Origin of the sequence: Actinoplanes sp. NBRC 103695, from assembly GCF_030269485.1 — a bacterium.
In the GTDB taxonomy this organism is placed as follows: Bacteria; Actinomycetota; Actinomycetes; order Mycobacteriales; family Micromonosporaceae; genus Actinoplanes.
The window spans coordinates 1-15,479 of record NZ_BSTL01000065.1; the positions used below are offsets into that span (position 1 = coordinate 1).

Annotated in this window: 18 protein-coding genes and 3 pseudogenes; 12 read left to right on the forward strand and 9 right to left on the reverse strand. The window is 67.3% G+C overall.

Translation table 11 applies throughout. The features are described from left to right. Positions 1–703 precede the first annotated feature (703 nt). The 4 genes from QSK31_RS49070 (at position 704) to QSK31_RS47475 (ending at position 4,050) form a co-directional block, all read left to right on the forward strand. Complete coding sequence (locus QSK31_RS49070; RefSeq protein WP_352244812.1) at positions 704–1,048, forward strand: beta/gamma crystallin domain-containing protein; 345 nt, start codon at positions 704–706, stop codon at positions 1,046–1,048. Positions 1,049–1,199: 151 nt separating this feature from the next. Further along, on the forward strand, positions 1,200–2,024 hold the full coding sequence (locus QSK31_RS47465) for an IS5 family transposase (protein WP_352244814.1): 825 nt from the start codon (positions 1,200–1,202) through the stop codon (positions 2,022–2,024). A 6-nt stretch (positions 2,025–2,030) separates the two neighbouring features. After that, positions 2,031–2,342: a hypothetical protein gene (locus tag QSK31_RS47470; protein WP_285691790.1), complete on the forward strand. Its 312-nt coding sequence runs from the start codon at positions 2,031–2,033 to the stop codon at positions 2,340–2,342. A gap of 871 nt (positions 2,343–3,213) precedes the next feature. Continuing rightward, positions 3,214–4,050, forward strand: coding sequence for a hypothetical protein (locus QSK31_RS47475; RefSeq protein WP_285691791.1), 837 nt, complete (start codon positions 3,214–3,216; stop codon positions 4,048–4,050). A gap of 244 nt (positions 4,051–4,294) precedes the next feature. On the opposite strand, the gene QSK31_RS47480 is transcribed toward QSK31_RS47475, so the two are convergent. Both QSK31_RS47480 and QSK31_RS47485 read right to left on the reverse strand, forming a co-directional pair. Further along, complete coding sequence (locus QSK31_RS47480; RefSeq protein WP_285691792.1) at positions 4,295–4,783, reverse strand: hypothetical protein; 489 nt, start codon at positions 4,781–4,783, stop codon at positions 4,295–4,297. Next, on the reverse strand, positions 4,780–5,142 hold the full coding sequence (locus tag QSK31_RS47485; protein ID WP_285691793.1) for a hypothetical protein: 363 nt from the start codon (positions 5,140–5,142) through the stop codon (positions 4,780–4,782). Before QSK31_RS47485 ends, QSK31_RS47480 begins: the two co-directional genes overlap by 4 nt. Positions 5,143–5,298: 156 nt before the next feature. Here QSK31_RS47485 and QSK31_RS47490 point away from each other — a divergent pair, with 156 nt between their 5' ends. The 6 genes from QSK31_RS47490 to QSK31_RS47515 all read left to right on the forward strand — a co-directional run bounded on the left by QSK31_RS47490 (position 5,299) and on the right by QSK31_RS47515 (position 9,012). Further along, the gene (locus tag QSK31_RS47490; protein WP_285691794.1) at positions 5,299–6,216 is read left to right on the forward strand and encodes an ExeA family protein; all 918 of its coding nucleotides are present in this window, start codon (positions 5,299–5,301) and stop codon (positions 6,214–6,216) included. A 313-nt stretch (positions 6,217–6,529) separates the two neighbouring features. Continuing rightward, complete coding sequence (locus tag QSK31_RS47495; RefSeq protein WP_285691795.1) at positions 6,530–6,847, forward strand: alpha/beta hydrolase family protein; 318 nt, start codon at positions 6,530–6,532, stop codon at positions 6,845–6,847. A gap of 194 nt (positions 6,848–7,041) precedes the next feature. Further along, complete coding sequence (locus QSK31_RS47500) at positions 7,042–7,434, forward strand: hypothetical protein (RefSeq protein WP_285691796.1); 393 nt, start codon at positions 7,042–7,044, stop codon at positions 7,432–7,434. Between the two features lie 15 nt (positions 7,435–7,449). After that, complete coding sequence (locus QSK31_RS47505; RefSeq protein ID WP_285691797.1) at positions 7,450–7,602, forward strand: alpha/beta hydrolase; 153 nt, start codon at positions 7,450–7,452, stop codon at positions 7,600–7,602. 219 nt (positions 7,603–7,821) lie between these two features. After that, positions 7,822–8,283 (forward strand): sigma-70 family RNA polymerase sigma factor, encoded by a 462-nt coding sequence (locus tag QSK31_RS47510; RefSeq protein WP_285691807.1) that lies wholly within the window; start codon positions 7,822–7,824, stop codon positions 8,281–8,283. A 33-nt stretch (positions 8,284–8,316) separates the two neighbouring features. Next, complete coding sequence (locus tag QSK31_RS47515) at positions 8,317–9,012, forward strand: hypothetical protein (RefSeq protein ID WP_285691799.1); 696 nt, start codon at positions 8,317–8,319, stop codon at positions 9,010–9,012. Between the two features lie 672 nt (positions 9,013–9,684). Here the strand turns inward: QSK31_RS47515 and QSK31_RS49385 are convergent. Beyond that, positions 9,685–9,756, reverse strand: a pseudogene (locus QSK31_RS49385) (hypothetical protein); the annotation flags it as partial. Positions 9,757–9,985: 229 nt separating this feature from the next. After that, positions 9,986–10,363, reverse strand: coding sequence for a hypothetical protein (locus QSK31_RS47520; protein WP_285691800.1), 378 nt, complete (start codon positions 10,361–10,363; stop codon positions 9,986–9,988). A 106-nt stretch (positions 10,364–10,469) separates the two neighbouring features. Between QSK31_RS47520 and QSK31_RS47525 the strand changes: the two genes are divergently transcribed. Beyond that, a complete protein-coding gene (locus QSK31_RS47525) occupies positions 10,470–10,793 on the forward strand; it encodes a hypothetical protein (protein ID WP_285691801.1) in 324 nt (107 codons plus the stop codon). A gap of 41 nt (positions 10,794–10,834) precedes the next feature. Here QSK31_RS47525 and QSK31_RS47530 read toward each other — a convergent pair whose 3' ends face one another. From QSK31_RS47530 to QSK31_RS47550, 4 genes and pseudogenes are all read right to left on the reverse strand, one after another. Next, positions 10,835–11,326, reverse strand: a complete 492-nt coding sequence (locus QSK31_RS47530) for a hypothetical protein (protein WP_285691802.1) — start codon at positions 11,324–11,326, stop codon at positions 10,835–10,837. A gap of 153 nt (positions 11,327–11,479) precedes the next feature. After that, positions 11,480–12,768, reverse strand: a pseudogene (locus tag QSK31_RS47535) (Tn3 family transposase). A gap of 19 nt (positions 12,769–12,787) precedes the next feature. Further along, positions 12,788–13,042, reverse strand: a complete 255-nt coding sequence (locus QSK31_RS47545) for a hypothetical protein (RefSeq protein WP_285691805.1) — start codon at positions 13,040–13,042, stop codon at positions 12,788–12,790. Then, entirely contained in the window at positions 13,008–13,424 is a 417-nt protein-coding gene (locus tag QSK31_RS47550; protein ID WP_285691806.1) for a transposase, read from the reverse strand. Before QSK31_RS47550 ends, QSK31_RS47545 begins: the two co-directional genes overlap by 35 nt. A gap of 64 nt (positions 13,425–13,488) precedes the next feature. Here QSK31_RS47550 and QSK31_RS47555 point away from each other — a divergent pair. Further along, positions 13,489–14,712 (forward strand): annotated as a pseudogene (locus tag QSK31_RS47555) (IS110 family RNA-guided transposase). Positions 14,713–14,826: 114 nt separating this feature from the next. On the opposite strand, the gene QSK31_RS49075 reads toward QSK31_RS47555, so the two are convergent. Continuing rightward, the gene (locus tag QSK31_RS49075) at positions 14,827–15,096 is read right to left on the reverse strand and encodes a transposase (protein ID WP_352244810.1); all 270 of its coding nucleotides are present in this window, start codon (positions 15,094–15,096) and stop codon (positions 14,827–14,829) included. Positions 15,097–15,479 lie beyond the last annotated feature (383 nt).

Consider the following 15,479-nt stretch of genomic DNA (forward strand, 5'->3'; position numbering starts at 1 on the left):
GGAACTCGGCTACCTGAGCCCGGACGAATACGAGACCGCCTGGCACACCCAGACCGAGCCAGATAACCTCACCCCTGCCCCGACCGGAAGCAGGTAACCACCGCTCCGTCGAAACGGGGGGAACTCACCGCGACCACCCCTGACTGAAAACCCCCATACCGGACTGAACCAGGGGACCTGGCCACACCCGTCGAAGCGCCGAGAGCAACCCCGAAGGAGCAAGCCGATGAACGTGTCCGGCGGCAGCCTACCCGCTATCACCAGCCATTGAAGTAATGACTCTCAAACATCAGCAACAACTACATCGGCGGATCGAGGCTGAGAACGGTCCCCGCGATCGAGGCTGGCATGCCACGACAATGGCGTCGTGGCGACCGCCAAAATTCATTGACGATTGGCGTGGTGGCACCCTATACCGCAATCGGACCGATCATCGCATGGTGACATTTGTCACAGATCACTAAAGGGCAGGTCAGGCTCCGTCAGCAACCGGCAATAGAGCCCGAAGCAGGTGGGCTTTGAACTGGCGGCCTCGCTCAGGCGTTTCAAGAACAACGATCTGCACTTCGGAAGTGCAGTGTAGCGAACAGGAGCGTCGCGACGGGGCGGAGCGCCCGAGGCAAGGCGCAGCGTTCAATCGTGTCGGTGACGGACTGTTCGGACGCCCACTCTGATTCAGAAATGGGGTCAACAAATGAACAAGATGAGACTAGCCAGCGCGGGCATCGCTGCCGTCGCACTCGCAACAGTCCTGCTGCCACCAACGGCCGCCTCTGCGTCCGAGGTTACTTGCGGCGATCCCAACTTCGTCCAGGTAACCTGGCACCCCAGCAATGGAGGCGGCGCCCTCACTTGCTTCGCGGGCCGCGGGAAAAACTGGTTCAGGGGTGTACAGGGCGTTTCAAGCTGGATGACTTACCTCCGTACCGGCAACAATGACATCACCTTTGTAGACTGCAACGGGACAACCGTGGACTATCCGAGGGGCACCAATAAGGGGTTCCCGACTCCTCCATGCGTGGCCTGGATTAACATCAAACCTTTCTGATGTGATCTCACTGGTCGGGTGGCCGGAAGGAGCTACCTTCCGGCTCCCTCAGAGGGCGGTTTGTGAGCTTTCCGTAGTTCGTCATCGCTCGATGTCGTGACCTTTGGGCTACGCCGGTGTCTGACCGGTGGGCGTGCTGGTTGTCCAGGTCATGGGCGAACGGAAGGCGTATCCCAGCGATCTCACCGATGAGCAGTGGGCGGTGGTAGGCCCTTTCCTGGACGCGTGGAAAGCGAAGCATCCGTCGGTCTCCGGGCATCAGGGCCGCTACTCGTTGCGGGAGATCCTGAACTCGATCTTCTATCAGAACCGGACCGGGTGTCAGTGGGCGTATCTGCCGCATGACCTACCGCCGAAGTCCGCGACGTACTACTACTTCGCGGTGTGGCGTGACGACGGCACCGACCAGGCGATCCATGATCTGCTGCGCTGCCAGGCCAGGGAGAAGGCCGGCCGCCGGGAAGATCCGTCCGCGATCATCTTGGACACCCAGTCGATCCGCGCCGCCAACCATGTTCCGGCAGCGACCACCGGCAAGGACGCCGGGAAGAAGGTGCCGGGCCGTAAACGGGGGCTGGCCGTCGACGCGCTCGGACTGATTATCGCGGTGGTGGTGACCGCGGCGTCGGTCACCGACACGGTGATCGGCGTCCGCTTGCTGGACAAGGTTGTCGAGCACACCCCGACGGTCACCCGGGCGTGGGTGGACGCCGGGTTCAAGCACGACCTGGGTATCCACGGCGCCCTGCTCGGTGTCGACGTCGAGGTGGTCAAGCGGCCCGACACCGGGCCCGGGTTCGTGCCGATCGCGAGACGGTGGGTGGTCGAGCAGGTCAACGGCAGGTTGATGCTGCATCGCCGCCTGGTGCGTGAGTACGAGAGCCGCCCGGAGTCGTCGGTGTCGCGCACGCTGTGGGCATCGGCGGCTAACCTCGTGCGCCGGTTGACCGGCACGAGCACACCGTCCTGGCGGTGATCGGGCGTGAACACCGCAACCGTCCTCGACCTGATCGCCGCCCGTGAAGCGGCCACGTCGGGCACCCTCGACGAGTTACGTGAGCAACAGGCCAAGCTCGCCGCCGAGGTGGCCGGCATCGTTCGGATCTTGGTTCGTTTTTGCCGGGTTCTTCGGTGCTGGGTTCGTCGTCGGGCAGGGGGCAGTGGACGGTTGATTCGCATGATTTCTTGGGTTCGTCTGGTGGGTCGGCGGCCCCTGGTGGTGAGCGGGCCGATCCGCCGGGATACGGCTTTTACGGTCATGGCAGTGGTGGCCCGTCGGCGTTCATGGCGTTGATGGGTGATCGGCCGGGTGTTGTTCGGCCGGGTGTGCCGGAGACGGCCGGTGGGTTGGTTGTGCGGCAGGAGGCGTTGCGGGGGCTGCTGCGGCGGGTTGGTCCGGTTCTGACGGATGTGCTTGCCGGTGCGGGTGTTGGTGGGTTGTGGGACAACCTTGTCGCGGCGGGGGTGAGCGCTGACGTCGAGCAGCAAATTGTGAAGCTGGGTCTGCCGGCTGGACACCAGCCGCCCGGGTGGGCCGGTGTTGACGGCGAATTACTCCGCCGAGGAGGCGCCGGGCCTGGTCGGCCGGGTCCTGGACCGGCACTACGCGGTGATCGGGGAGGCCACCGGATGGTTCGACAAGTTGCGTACCATCGCTGAGACGGTCGTCGTGTTGCAGATCGGCCGTTTCCATTCGCGGGGCAACGCCCGGCTGAATGTCGGCCTGGTGCTTCATCGGCTGCTGGCCGACGAGGGTTTCGATCCGGTGGTCTTCCCGGACATGTACCGTGGCTTCGCCGGCGTCCGGGACATCGATGCGCTGGCCCGGAGCCTGGCCGACCGGCAGGGCCGTCCCCTCGCCGAACACCTCGACATTCGCGATGATCATCTCGTCGTCCCCGAGGTTTCGCCGGGGAGGGGTGCCGGCGCGGACGCGGTGGCGGTGACGCTCACCGATTTCCTGACCGGTGCCTCGCCCGAGCCGGCGACGCCGGTGTCGGCGGCGTATGAACGGTTCACGGCCCGGCGGGATCGTCCGGTGGCGGCGCTGCCGGCCCTGTACTCACTGGTCGGCGCGAATCCGGCGTGGTCGCGTCCGTCCGCGCCGGGAATGCGCGCGCTGCTCGACGGTGGTCTGGCGGGAAGTGCTGACAGGGACGCCGGGTGTGCCGGCTCTGCACCTGCCGGTGGCCGAACGCGGTGGGCGGCCCGCGGCGGCCGATCTGCGGGACCTGAAGCGGTCGCTGCAGTTGTTCCGTCTGGCCGGTCGGCGCGCGACGGTCGTGACCTGGAGCACGGTCGACTCCGACACGGCGGCGGTGCTGGACCGCTACCGTGCCGTGGCGTGGCATGCGGCCGACGGCTCCGAGACGGCTGCGGGGCGTCCGTTCCGGCTTCGCCGCCCGGGTGATCGCCGCGACGGCCGGTCGGCCGAGACGTACGAGCGGATGGATGCGCAGGCGCACCGGTCCGCCGTCGAGCAGGAGCAGGCGGTGGCGCTGGACCGGGCGCCGGAAGAGGCGCTGGAGGTGCTGCTGGAGGAGAATCCGCAGCGGCAGCGCGAGTTGATGGACGCCCGGGCGGAGGTCGTCAAGTCCACCGACTTCGAGAACCGGGTCCGCAAGATGGGCGAGGATGTGCCGGATGCGCCGGATGCGCAGCTGCTGCTGCCGGAGGTCCAGCTGCGGCAGCAGGGCCTGCCGGGCACGGTCCGGCATTACCTCGCCACACCGGAGCTGGACCGGCCGGAATTCCTGGTCGCGACGGCCGGGCAGCTGCTGCATCAGGGCGAGGCAGACACCTCGGCGCTCGCCGACCTGATCAAGGCAGACACCGCCGACGTCACCGACGCGAGGTCCGAAGCCGCCGGGACCCGCGATGTCCTGGTGGACCTGATGGATGCGCTGCACCAGGCGAGAACAAGAAGTTCGCCGGCAAGCGCACCGACAGCGGCCAGTTCGCCGGGGTGCAGGCCTTCATCGACCGGAACCACAACCGCATGACCACCGCTCTGAAGCACCGCATCACGGACGTACTCGGCACCTACCTGCAATCCCTCACCGATGACGACGAGAAGGCGGAGGTGCAAGCCCTGCAGTTCGCGGTGTCAAGGTGTTGATGACCGCGGCCAGTGAACGGATCGGTGACCGTTTCCGTTAACCGAGCTCACCCTGACCGCGCCGAAGACCACCGCCATGACCCCTGAGCAACGAGCCGAATTCGTCTCGCTGCTCACCGACATGATCGTCAGCTGGCGCCAGGAGCAACACCTCGAACAGGCCTGCGCGGCAGCAGCGCAGGCGGACGCTCACCCACCAAAGGAAGCTCCAGGTCAGAGCCCTGAGCAATGATCGAAGAGTTCGTATGCCGTAACCTCAGCTCCACCCTGGGTCTACGCTCGCGCCGCTGGACGAAATCCAAGATCATCGAGGTGAGGACGGCGACGATCTGCTTGCGCTGTTCTGGAGTGATGGCGACAAGGTCGGGCCGGGTCAACGTCGGGTGGATGGCCTGGTTGTCGCCGTGCGTCCAGCCGGGGCGTTGCAGGCGCGGGACGGCTGCGGGCGCGGAACCGTAACGTGACTCATTTGCCTGCGGGGTCGGCCTGTCGTCCCTGTCGCTGGGCGACATGTCCTTGTCGCGCTGCCCGGCCGCCGTGACGCGGGTGACAGGACCACGTCGCCGGTTCTGTCGCCCCTCGCCAAGATCACTGCCATGGCTGTCGCGGGGTGTCACGGCCGTCTCTCCGGATGACCGAAGATCACCAGAGTGGTGCTGGTGATCTGTCGCGGGGTGTCAGAGTCGCTGCCGTGGCTCGACGCCGTGGTGTCGCGGGCGGTCGCATAGGTGAAGACGTCCCGGCCTTCGTCTGCGTCAAGCGGGACGATGTCGTGCAGGTGCCGCAGGCCGGCGGCCTGCGCGGCGGGCAGCAGGACCTGCTCGTGTTCGCCGTAGCTGGTTCCGGCGGCTCCGGCGGTGGCGGCTGTGACGACGATGGTGCTGCCGTTGTCGGCCAGGTGCTGTTGGCAGGTGCTGAGCAGGCTGTTGGCGTCGTGTCCCGGTGCTGTCGTGGCCGGGCGGGGCCAGCGCAGCATGATCAGCGCTGCCGCTCGAGGGTGGCCGGCTGACGCGGTCGGGCCGGGCGGGTTGGTGACCGCCAGGCTGACCCCGCCACCGGACAGCGACCAGCTCGCCGGGCAACTCACCATCGACGACGCCGTGAACGACGACGTCACCAAGCAGGCGCAGGTATGAGCATCAACCGTCTGCAAGCCCACTGGGGATTCACCAGGATGCCGTTCGGCCGCAGTCTCGCCCCGTCGATGCTGCACCGCCACGACGGGCACGCCGAAGCCGTCGCCCGGATCGGCTGGTGCATCGACCAGCACGCCCTCGGCGTGATCACCGGCGAAGTCGGCGCGGGGAAAACCGTGGCCGTGCGGGCCGCGACCGCAGCGCTGGAAACCTCCCGGCACGTGGTGATCTACCTACCCAACCCGTCAGTCGGAGTACGCGGCATGCTGCACCACCTCGTGTCCGCACTCGGGCAGGTGCCCAGCTTCTACACCGCGACACTGGTCCCACAAGCCGCGGCGGCACTGGCCGCCGAGCACGCCGAACGCGGCCGCACCCCCATCGTGATCTTGGACGAGGCGCACCTGCTCGACAACACCCAACTCGAAGCGATACGCATGCTGACCAACCACGACATGGACTCCGGCGCGCCGTTCGCCGCGCTGCTCGTCGGACAACCCACACTGCGACACCGGCTACGCCTCGGCGTGCTCGCCGCCCTCGACCAGCGGATCTCCGTGCGCTACGCCCTGGCCAGCATGACCGCCACCGACACCGCGGACTACATCACCCACCACGCGAAGATCGCCGGACGCAGCGACACCCTGTTCAGCCACGACGCGATCACGCTGATCCACAACGCCTCCCGCGGCTACCCCGCGCGATCAACAACCTCGCCGACAACGCACTCACCTCAGCATTCGCCCGCAACAGCACCATCGTCGACGAAAAGGCCGCCCGAATCGCCATCTCCGAAACCGGCGCCGACTGACCGGCACCACCACCACACCGAACACCCCGGCACCAAGCCGACCAAGGCCCCGCCCGCTGGTCACGGGCGGGGCCTCTCCGCGCCACGCTCATCGGCAACCTGAACGACGGCATCGTCTGCAAGATCAGCGACGGTCAACAGCCTGTGGTGGTGACCGGACCTCTTTCGTCTCATGTAGATGGATTTGCGCTGTGCTCGAGCGGTCGGGTTACTCGCCGGGCGGTGCGGCTGAGTTGGTGCAGTTGATGGCGCATCTGAGCCCGCTGCCCTCGCGAACCTGCCGGAGGCCGAAGCGGGCACCTCCCCGGCGATCGCGTGGGGCGCGTGCCCCGCGAGCGCCGCCCAGGAGACCTGCGGCACCGTGACCGCGCCCCCTCGACTACCGGCAACCCCAGGGCCGCACCATCAGTGTGGCGGTGTCCCGCCTGTCCACCGCCGTGCCGGGCAAGCGTCGCGGCTACCTGGTGCTGAACTCGGGCGGCCCGGCGCTGGCCGGTCTGGCCATGCCCACCCAGATGGCGTCCGTACTGCCCCGGGAGGTGCTCGACGCCTACGACCTGATCGGCTTCGACCCGCGCGGCGTCGGGCACAGCACCCCGCAGAGCTGGGGCCAGTCCTACGGCACCTACCTCGGGGCCGTCTACGCCTCGCTGTTCCCGTGGCACACCTACCGCATGATCCTGGAAGGCAACGTCGACCCCGCGCGGGTCTGGCAGAGACAGTGGCAGTCGTAGGGCCAGGGCATGGCCGACCGGTTCCCGGACGCCGCGAAGGTTGCCGTCGCCGATCACGCCCGGCTCGGCCTGGGCCGGACGGTTCCGCAGGTCACCCGTACCTATCTCGCCCTGGCCGACCATCTGGACCGCACACCAGCCCAGGTGCCCGGCACCCCGATCGCGATCGACGGCGTGATCCTGCGCGGCGTCACGTGCTGCTGCACAACGACACGCTGCCCACGCTCACCCAGTTCTGGAAGGCCGCGGCCACTCTCGCCGCGGGCCGGTCGCCGGCCGAGGCCGACGTGGCCGTGCTCCAGCGGGTCTTCGCCGAGACTCCGGACGAGCCCGGCGTACCGGCCGACAACCAGATCAGCATGACCGTGGCGCTGGTCTGCGGTGACGCCACCGCTTCGCACGACATCGCCGGGTACAAGCGGGCCGTCGCCGCCGACCGCCGGAGGTTCCCGCTGACCGCCGGTACGCCCGCCAACATCTGGCCCTGCGCCTTCCGGTCCCGGCCGATCGAGCCGCCGGTCAAGGTCACCGCGCACGGCGCCCGCAACCTGATCCTGCAGAACCGCCGCGACCACGCCACGCCGTGAGAGACCGGGCTGGGCATGCGCAAGGCACTGGGCGGGCGGGCCGCCTTCGTCGGCGCGGACAACGGCGGCCACTACGTGTACGCCAGCGGCAACGAGTGCGCCGACCGGGCCACCGACGCGTTCCTCGCCCGCGGTCAGATGCCGGCCAAGGACGTGTACTGCCTCTGACCGGACACCGGAACCTCGCGCGCCGGCCGCCTTTCCAGCGGCCGGCATCTGCGTGGTCAGGTGGCGTTGGTGGTTCCCTCTGTAGGTGTGGAGTGGCTGGCGCCGTCGTGCAACCTTTCGCCCGGCAATCCCGTATTAGGGGCGTCCGATCAGCCAGACTACGAAAGGTTGGTGACTGTGGGACGGCCATCCGAGCGGGATCACGGGTTCACCGAGTTTGTGACGGCACGGCGTTCCGGACTGGTACGCGTGGCCGCGTTGCTGGTCTCCGGGGACCTGGCCAAAGCCGAGGACATCGTACAAACGGCGCTGGTGCGGCTTTACACGTCGTGGCCGAAGTTGCGGAAGGACACCGCCGACGCGTACGCGCGGCGGTGTGTCGTCAACGCGGCGATCGATGAGCGCCGTAGCTTGTTCCGCCGCCGCGAACAGGTGTGGGCGCAGGTTCCGGAGGTCGCCGTCGACGACTCCGCCGATGACACGACGACGGCCCTCGCGCTGCTGGCCACGCTGCCGCCGGGCATGCGAGCGGCAGTCGTGCTGCGCTACGTCGAAGGGCTCAGCATCGCCGAGACCGCCGATGCCATGGGCTGCACCGAGGGGAACGTCAAGAGCCAGAGCGCGCGCGGGCTGGACCGGCTGCGCACCTTGTTTCCCGCCCATGCGCACCACTTCGCCTGATCGATCAGATTCTACGGAATGAGAGATACCGATATGCCAGATGTACTGGACGTCCTGCGGAACCTTCCGCACGCCGTCACGCCCGTTCACACCAGCCCGGACGCCGTCGCCGCCGATGTGGCCCGGGGACGCCACGCCGTCAGCCGGCGACGACGGCAGCGGCTGGCATTGTCCGGCGCGGTGCTCGCCGCGGTGGCCGTCGTGGTGGTGGGTGCCGATCAGATCGGCCGACCGGCCGGACCTCCGGCCGGCTCGACGGCGCAGCCGATGCGGCTGGAACTGGTGACCTACGCCGGCACGCAGCCGGCCGGTTTCAAGGTCAGCACCGTGCCGAAGGACTGGCAGGTGCTCTCCTCCGACGAGTGGTCGTTCGTTGTGGCGCCCCCCGGCGTGAACAACAGTCCGGCGCCGAGCGCCGGTCCGGGCGTACCGAGCCGGAATGCCACGTTCGGCCAAGACGGCATCTCGGTGTCGTTGCAGAGCGGGTCCCACTTCCCGGACGAATCGCCGCTCGAGAAGGTGGACATCAACGGCAAGGTGGGCCTGCTGGGTCATCCTCTCGAGGCTCCGGGAAAGCTGTCGGCCACGCGTTGGCTGATCTTCCCCGACTCCCGCGGTCACAACATTCTGGTGGACGTTCCCGCCCCGCTGAGGCTCACTGACCAACAGGTCGCGACCTTCGCCGCCGGTATCACGGTCACCGGGCAGGCCCTCACGGTGGGCGGCTGACCACCCGGCACGGCCGGGGCTGCGGGGACCACGACGCCCACCGCAGCCCCGGTCGGACAACCGCCGCCACGCGTCGAGGTCGGCCTTAGCGTCGCCGCGCTCCGGTGTGGACCGCGGGTCGGCGATGCGCACAGCAATCACTTTCAGTCGGGCGGCCTACCCCGCATCGCATGGGTCAGGCGACGAAAGCTGGGTCTGCGTCCCGACGAGGCCAAGCACGACGACAGCGCCGCGGTCCGTGGGTCGGTGCTGTCCGCCACCGCGCTCGCCGAGCTGTGCATCACCGCCGGCTCCGCAGCAACGGCGGCAGGGCGGAACGCACGAACACGACGACGATGGCGCCGCCGCTCGACCCGTTCCTCGCCCAAGTGCTCGACGACGTCGCGGCCGACCGGCCCTGCCGCTGGTTGTAAGCAATGGCTCGGCGCCGAGAAGGCCGTCCGTGACCGGCTCGCGGCTGGAGAACTGTCCCCGGCCCCGCGCCCGCCACGGTCCCCGCCGGCAAGGAAGCCGTAAAGCTCGCCCTCCTTGCCGGCGGGGATGAGCTGCGCGGTCGAGCAACGCCAGATCCTGGGTCACTTCGACCTGCACGCCGGAAGTGCCTCCCTCGTAGAGAAACCTGTCGATGTAGCAATCACAAGTTTCCCTTACAGGACAGGCACTTCCGCCTATTTACACACCCAGAACCCGCGCACTCCAATGATCACCATGAATCACGCAGGCTAGTGCGGTGACCATGGATGGGAAATGTACGCACCATTACCCCTTTAATGTTTGCCGTTTACTGCTTCTGCTCAACATGCGAATTGGGCTCAAAAGCGAGACCGCTGCAATCCTTTTCTCCTTGCCTTTTAGTTCTGAGTGGGACCGCGTCCACGAGCCGTCACTAGAAGTGCGAAGCGACCCTTCGCTCAAGAGCGGCCTGACCTCCACGACGATCCGAGGTGGCCTTCTGTTCACCGGCGGGAATGACTCAGCCGGGGAAGGCCACCAAGTTGGGCCCGGGAATGGTCTGCGCCGTCAGGCCGACGCTCCCGTTGTAGATCGTCGAGGCGACGTACCGAGTGCCGTTGTTTACGTAGAAGTCGACCTGCTCATTGGTGTTACCACCGAGCGTGAACGTGTTACAGAGGTTGTTCGGGACGATGGTCGTGGAGAGCCCACCGCGACCGGGGAACTCTGCCACCGCCCCATCGAGCCCAGCAGTGTTGCACAAGATCAAGCGCCCGGGGCCCGCGCCCTGCGTCGACGCCGGCTTGGCCGACGCTGCTACGGCCGGGCCGGCGACGACAACGCTGAGGGTGAGCACCGTCACGGCGAACGCCCGGTTCCATGTACGCAGTTTCCGCATCCGTCTTCCATTCCCTTGTCAGACCGTCCGTATCGGACAGATGGCATCCTGTACAACGGTCGACGCAGGAACCGCGTTCAGACGAAAGCGCCCGATCTACACGGCGATGCAGATCGCCGGGCCCGGCCTGACGGTCGAGCACGCCGCCGCCCAGGCGGAATCGTCCGGGTCGATGGACGCCGGGTTCACCACGACCATCGGCACGGCGATCGTGCGGCTCTACCCGAGGGACGAAGAGTCGACCCAGACGCTAACGGTCAACGTCGACGCCGACCCGCTGCACCCGCTGACCGTGACCGCCGACCACGGGACGGCGCGGACGCCACGCCCGTACACGGCAGGCAACCTGCTGCGCCTCGATCACGCGATGCGCCGGCTCGGGCAGGCGCTCGGCGCCGTTGTCTACCACCAGGACGACGACACCGCCTGATCGACGGCGGCCGGTTCGATCCTGCCCGCGCTCGACCTTGCTCAGAGCAGCGGTTCCAGGTCATCGTCCTCGTCTTCGTCGTCGTCCGGTTCCTCGGCGTTCAGCGCCAGGGCCTCGCGCAGCCAGCCCAGTTCGTCGGGGTAGAGCGCCACGGTGGTCCATCGGCGGATGCCCGCGTTGTCGTCGAGGTCGTCGTCGTACTCGCCGGGCAGTTTGACGGTGATCCAGATGTCGTCGCCGAGCAGCTGTGCGGCTGCGCGCAGCTGCACCACGGTGGGGTCGGTGGCCAAGCTGCGCTGCGGGTCGAGGTCGTCGAGGTCGATGCCGTGTTCGGTGTCCATGTCGTGCTCGGCGGCCAGCCCGGCGGTGCAGACCACGGCCAGGTGCGGGCGTTGCCGGGCCGTGGTGTGGGCATCATCGGCGAGGTTGGCGTAGGCGTCGAACGCGGCCTGCGGGTGCACGGTGACCAGCTCGCCGATCTGCCACCAGTCCAGGCCGGCGGCCAGCGCGTCGCGGACGACGCTGTGGTGCAAGTGCTGGCCTGGCGGTGAACCGCGCGGTCAGGGTCGTGGCTTGTTTGAAGTCGCCGGCGGTGGCGGCCTGGGTGGTCGCGGTCAGGCCGTCGGTGAAGGAGGAGCCGTACTGCTCGCGGAACGTTGCGGTGTGCGCACCGGTGCGGGTGGAGGTCATCGTGGCTGTCCCTCACTGCTCGGAGTGGTCGGGTCATCATCGCCGCCGGCCGGATCCGGCATGGTCGTGGCGCGCAGGGCGAGCCGGTCAGCCATGTTGAGCCGGACCTTGCCGTACGGGGCGATGTTGGACCAGAACAGCGGGGTCAGGCCGCGCCGGTCGGCCGGGGTCAGCTCGACCAGGTCCTCATCCAGGACGTCCTGGACCATCAAGGTGTTGACGTACACCACGGCGGCCTGCAGCACCCGCAGGCACAGCACGGACAACTCCTGCTCGTCGCGCCGGTTGGCGGGGATGTCACCGCCCTCGCCGAAGTAGATGATCGAGTTACCGGCGTTCCACGACTCCGACACGTTCAACCCGGCGTTGATCTCCCGCTGCAGATCCCGGTCACGGAGATAACGAGCCACGAAGATGCTGCGCTGCGCGCGTCCGACCCCCAACATGGCCTGATAGGTCGGGTGCATCAGGTTGGTCTGCTGGAAGCGGCGCAGGATGGCTGCGGTCTGCGCCGACCGGGTCCGGATCGCCGTCGCGTACTTGATCATCTGGTCGTACTGGTCGGCGATCAGGTGCCAGCGGATCGGCCGGTTCATCAGCGCGGCGCCGAGCTGCGGGTAGGCGTCGTTGGCGCTGGCCCGGTAGAGCCTCACCCAGTTGATCGCCTTGATCCGCGGCAGCAGGTCGAAGCCGAGCAGCCGGGTGAGGCCGAACCCGATGATCGACTGGCCATGCGTGTCGACGTAGTTGGCCTCGACGTCCATTGCGGTGCCATGGTGCATCGCCCCGTCGATCATCGCCGCGACCTCGGACGCGGAGCAGTTGATGACCTGCGAGTGGATCACCATGGATTTGCGTCGACGTGCCAGTAGATCAGCACACCGCGGCCGCCGTAGCGGGAGTGGTACTCGGCGAAGATGTTCGCGTCGAACGCCCCGAAGTGCGTCGAGTCGGAAGCCACGGTGGTCGACCCGGCGCCCCAGATGCTCTGCCGGCGGGCGCCGAAGGTGGCGTTGGCGATGTCGATCGCCAAGGCCCTCACCAGCTCCGGATTGAGGTAGCGACGCCGCACGTAGTACGACTCTTCCTCCCGGTGGCCGTGCTCACCGGCCGCCACGGCGCGGATGCCGGTGTTCGTGCCGTAGGCGTAGTCCTCCAACGGACCCGCAGCCGGCGGGCACACCGCACGAACCACCAGCACCCACCCACTCGACCCGACACCAGCCGGCGCAACGCAGCAGAGTGGGTGAAGGTTACGAAGCCGACAAACTACCGCTAACACCATCTTTGGTTGCGGGATTTGATCAAGCGGGCCAGCAGATGAGAGCGCAGGCGAGGCTGACCAAGCTGTCGTGGATGTCGAGGCGTCGTTCCCAGCGGATGGCGAGGCGGCGGAAGTGGTGCAGCAGCGCGATGGTCTGTTCGACGACGTAGCGCAGCTTGCCCAGGCCTTTGATCCGGGCGGTCTTGCGGCAAGGGATGACTGGCTGGGTTCCGCGTTCACGGCACGCCTGGCGGAAGGCGTCACTGTCGCAGCCCGTTGTCGGCGAGCAGGACATCGAACCTGCGACGGGACCGGCCGCGTCGTCCAGCAACGGGCGGGTAGCCGTCGAGCAGGTCGATCGCGCGGTTGATGTCGGGCACGTTCGCCCCGCTGGTGAGCACGTAGATAGGGGTGCCGTTGCCGCCACAGATCAGGTGCTGTTTGAAGCCCAGTTTAGCGCGGTTGACCGGCGACGAACCTGTCCCAGGACCCCCAAATGAGTTCTGGGAGTGGGTCCTTCGGCAACTCCTGGTGGGTAGATAGCCGCCAATCGGTGAGCACTCGGTCCCCCTGGACGTCGAGTCCTGGAAAAGATCGTGCCCCGGCTGGTCGGCGAGGAGAGTTGATCGCTGATGGGATGCCGTACCCGCTTGGTTGCGGCGTGAGCACTGCTTCATTAGGTCGCTGAGTTTCTCGCCTACCGGCTACCGACCACGATCGGCTCGATAGGTAGGAGACGTGTTGCTGTTCGTGGGAGACGATTGGGAGGAAGACCACCACGACGTCGAGGTGATGGACGCGTCCGGGCGCAGACTGGCCAAGGCCCGGCCGCCCGAGGGAGTCGCGGCTACACGCGATGATCGCCGAGCACCTGACGGTCGACGGCGAGAACACCGTGGACGCCGTCGAACTGGTCAAGGTCGGAATTGAAACCGATCGGGGTCCATGAGTGCAGGCGTTGATCGCCGCTGGATACACGGTGTTCGCGGTCAACCCGTTGCAGGCGGCCCGGTATCGCGACCGGCTTGCGGCGTCCGGGGCCAAAGGTGACGCCGCCGATGCGCACATGCTGGCCGACATGGTGCGTACCGACTCGCACCAGCTACGCCCCGTCGCACCCGACAACGCCGAGGCCGAGGCGGTCAAGGTGGTCAGCCGGATGCACAAGACGTTGATCTGGGAACGTACCCGCGCGGTTCAGTGGCTGCGGCACGCGTTGCGGGACTACTTCCCAGCCGCGCTGGCCGCGTCCGCCGACCTCGACGCCGCTGACACCCTGGAACTGCTTGAAAGGCGCCTGATCCGACCGCCACCGCCCGGTTGAGCTCGACGCAGATCGGCGCGGCTCTCACACGGGCCCGACGCCGTGACGCCGTGAGCAAAGCTGCCACGGTCCAAGCCGCGTTGCGAGGCGAGCAACTCGCCCAGCCGGCGGCGATCAGCGCCGCCTACGCCGCTACAGTCCGAGCGTTGGTGGCAATGCTGGTCACTCTCAACGAGCAGGTCAAAGCGCTGCAAGGGCAGGTGGAAGCCCATTTTGGTCGGCACCCGGACGCTGAGATCGTGTTGTCCCAGCCCGGACTCGGCGTGATCCTTGGCGCCCGGGTGCTCGTGGAGTTCGGTGACGCACACGAGCGTTACGCCACCGCCAAGGCCCGCAAAAACTACGCCGCGACGAGCCCAATCACCCGCGCATCCGGCAAGAAGAAGACCGTCGCAGCCCGCTTCGTGCACAACGACCGGCTCGTCGACGCGTTGATGAGTCAAGCGTTCTCCGCGCTGACGGCCACACCTGGCGCCCGCGCCTACTACGACCGGCAACGCGCCCGTGGCGCCAGCTACAACGCCGCCCTGCGGCAGCTCGCCAGCCGGCTCGTCGGCATCCTGCATGGCTGCCTTAAGATCAGCACCGTCTACGACGAGACCACCGCCTGGTCCCACCACCTCAACACCGCCGCTGCTTGACATCCAAGCCGCTGGGAGGCCCTTTTCGCGTCGATGTGGCTGCCGTCGATCACCGCCCGCGACCAGTCGAGCTCGTTCGCCGCGTTCAACCGCGCCAGCAGGATCCGATGCAGGTCATCGAACACACCGGCGTCGGTCCACCGCTTGATCCGCCGCCAGCACGTCATGCCCGACCCGAAGCCGAGCTCCTGCGGAAGGTCTTTCCCAGCCGATCCCGGTGCGCAACACGTACAAAATGCCTTGCAGGCACTGCCGATCCGGTACCGGACGCGGACCGGGTGCCTTCACCGGCCGGGGCGGTAGCAACGGCTCGAGTAGCTCCCACAACTGATCATCAACGATCCACGGCTTGACCACATACCACCGAACGAGACAGATCTTCACATCATCGCGCTGATCGACATCGATTCAGTAGATCGTGTTAGCAGCTCTCAGAGGGCATCTGATCCGTGAGTGCCGGATATCGTCTGCGATGTACCTGTTTAGTCGCGCCAGGTTTGGGTGGATTCTCCGGCCAGTCCGCGGGACATTGTGTTAGCCATGGCCCACAAGACCATGGCACGTGATCGTTGCGGGAGGGCCTCGTAGTCCCGGGCCAGGCGGCGGTGTTGCATCAGCCAGCCGAAGGTCCGCTCGACCACCACCGGCGCGGCAAAGGACGGAAGCCCTTCTCCGCAGGGCGCCGGGTAATCGTCTCGACGTCGATGCCGTGCTGGGCCCCGCGCCGCCAGACCGTGGCCTGATATCCGCCATCAACCCAGACCTTG

Bases quoted from the DNA above. Each gene is read 5' to 3' on its own strand.
- QSK31_RS49070 (WP_352244812.1), top strand. From the start codon at position 704: ATGAGACTAGCCAGCGCGGGCATCGCTGCCGTCGCACTCGCAACAGTC.
- QSK31_RS47465 (WP_352244814.1), top strand. From the start codon at position 1,200: ATGGGCGAACGGAAGGCGTATCCCAGCGATCTCACCGATGAGCAGTGG.
- QSK31_RS47485 (WP_285691793.1), bottom strand. From the start codon at position 5,142: ATGCTGCGCTGGCCCCGCCCGGCCACGACAGCACCGGGACACGACGCC.
- QSK31_RS47490 (WP_285691794.1), top strand. From the start codon at position 5,299: ATGAGCATCAACCGTCTGCAAGCCCACTGGGGATTCACCAGGATGCCG.
- QSK31_RS47505 (WP_285691797.1), top strand. From the start codon at position 7,450: ATGCGCAAGGCACTGGGCGGGCGGGCCGCCTTCGTCGGCGCGGACAAC.
- QSK31_RS47515 (WP_285691799.1), top strand. From the start codon at position 8,317: ATGCCAGATGTACTGGACGTCCTGCGGAACCTTCCGCACGCCGTCACG.
- QSK31_RS47520 (WP_285691800.1), bottom strand. From the start codon at position 10,363: ATGCGGAAACTGCGTACATGGAACCGGGCGTTCGCCGTGACGGTGCTC.
- QSK31_RS47525 (WP_285691801.1), top strand. From the start codon at position 10,470: ATGCAGATCGCCGGGCCCGGCCTGACGGTCGAGCACGCCGCCGCCCAG.
- QSK31_RS47545 (WP_285691805.1), bottom strand. From the start codon at position 13,042: ATGTCCTGCTCGCCGACAACGGGCTGCGACAGTGACGCCTTCCGCCAG.
- QSK31_RS47550 (WP_285691806.1), bottom strand. From the start codon at position 13,424: ATGAAGCAGTGCTCACGCCGCAACCAAGCGGGTACGGCATCCCATCAG.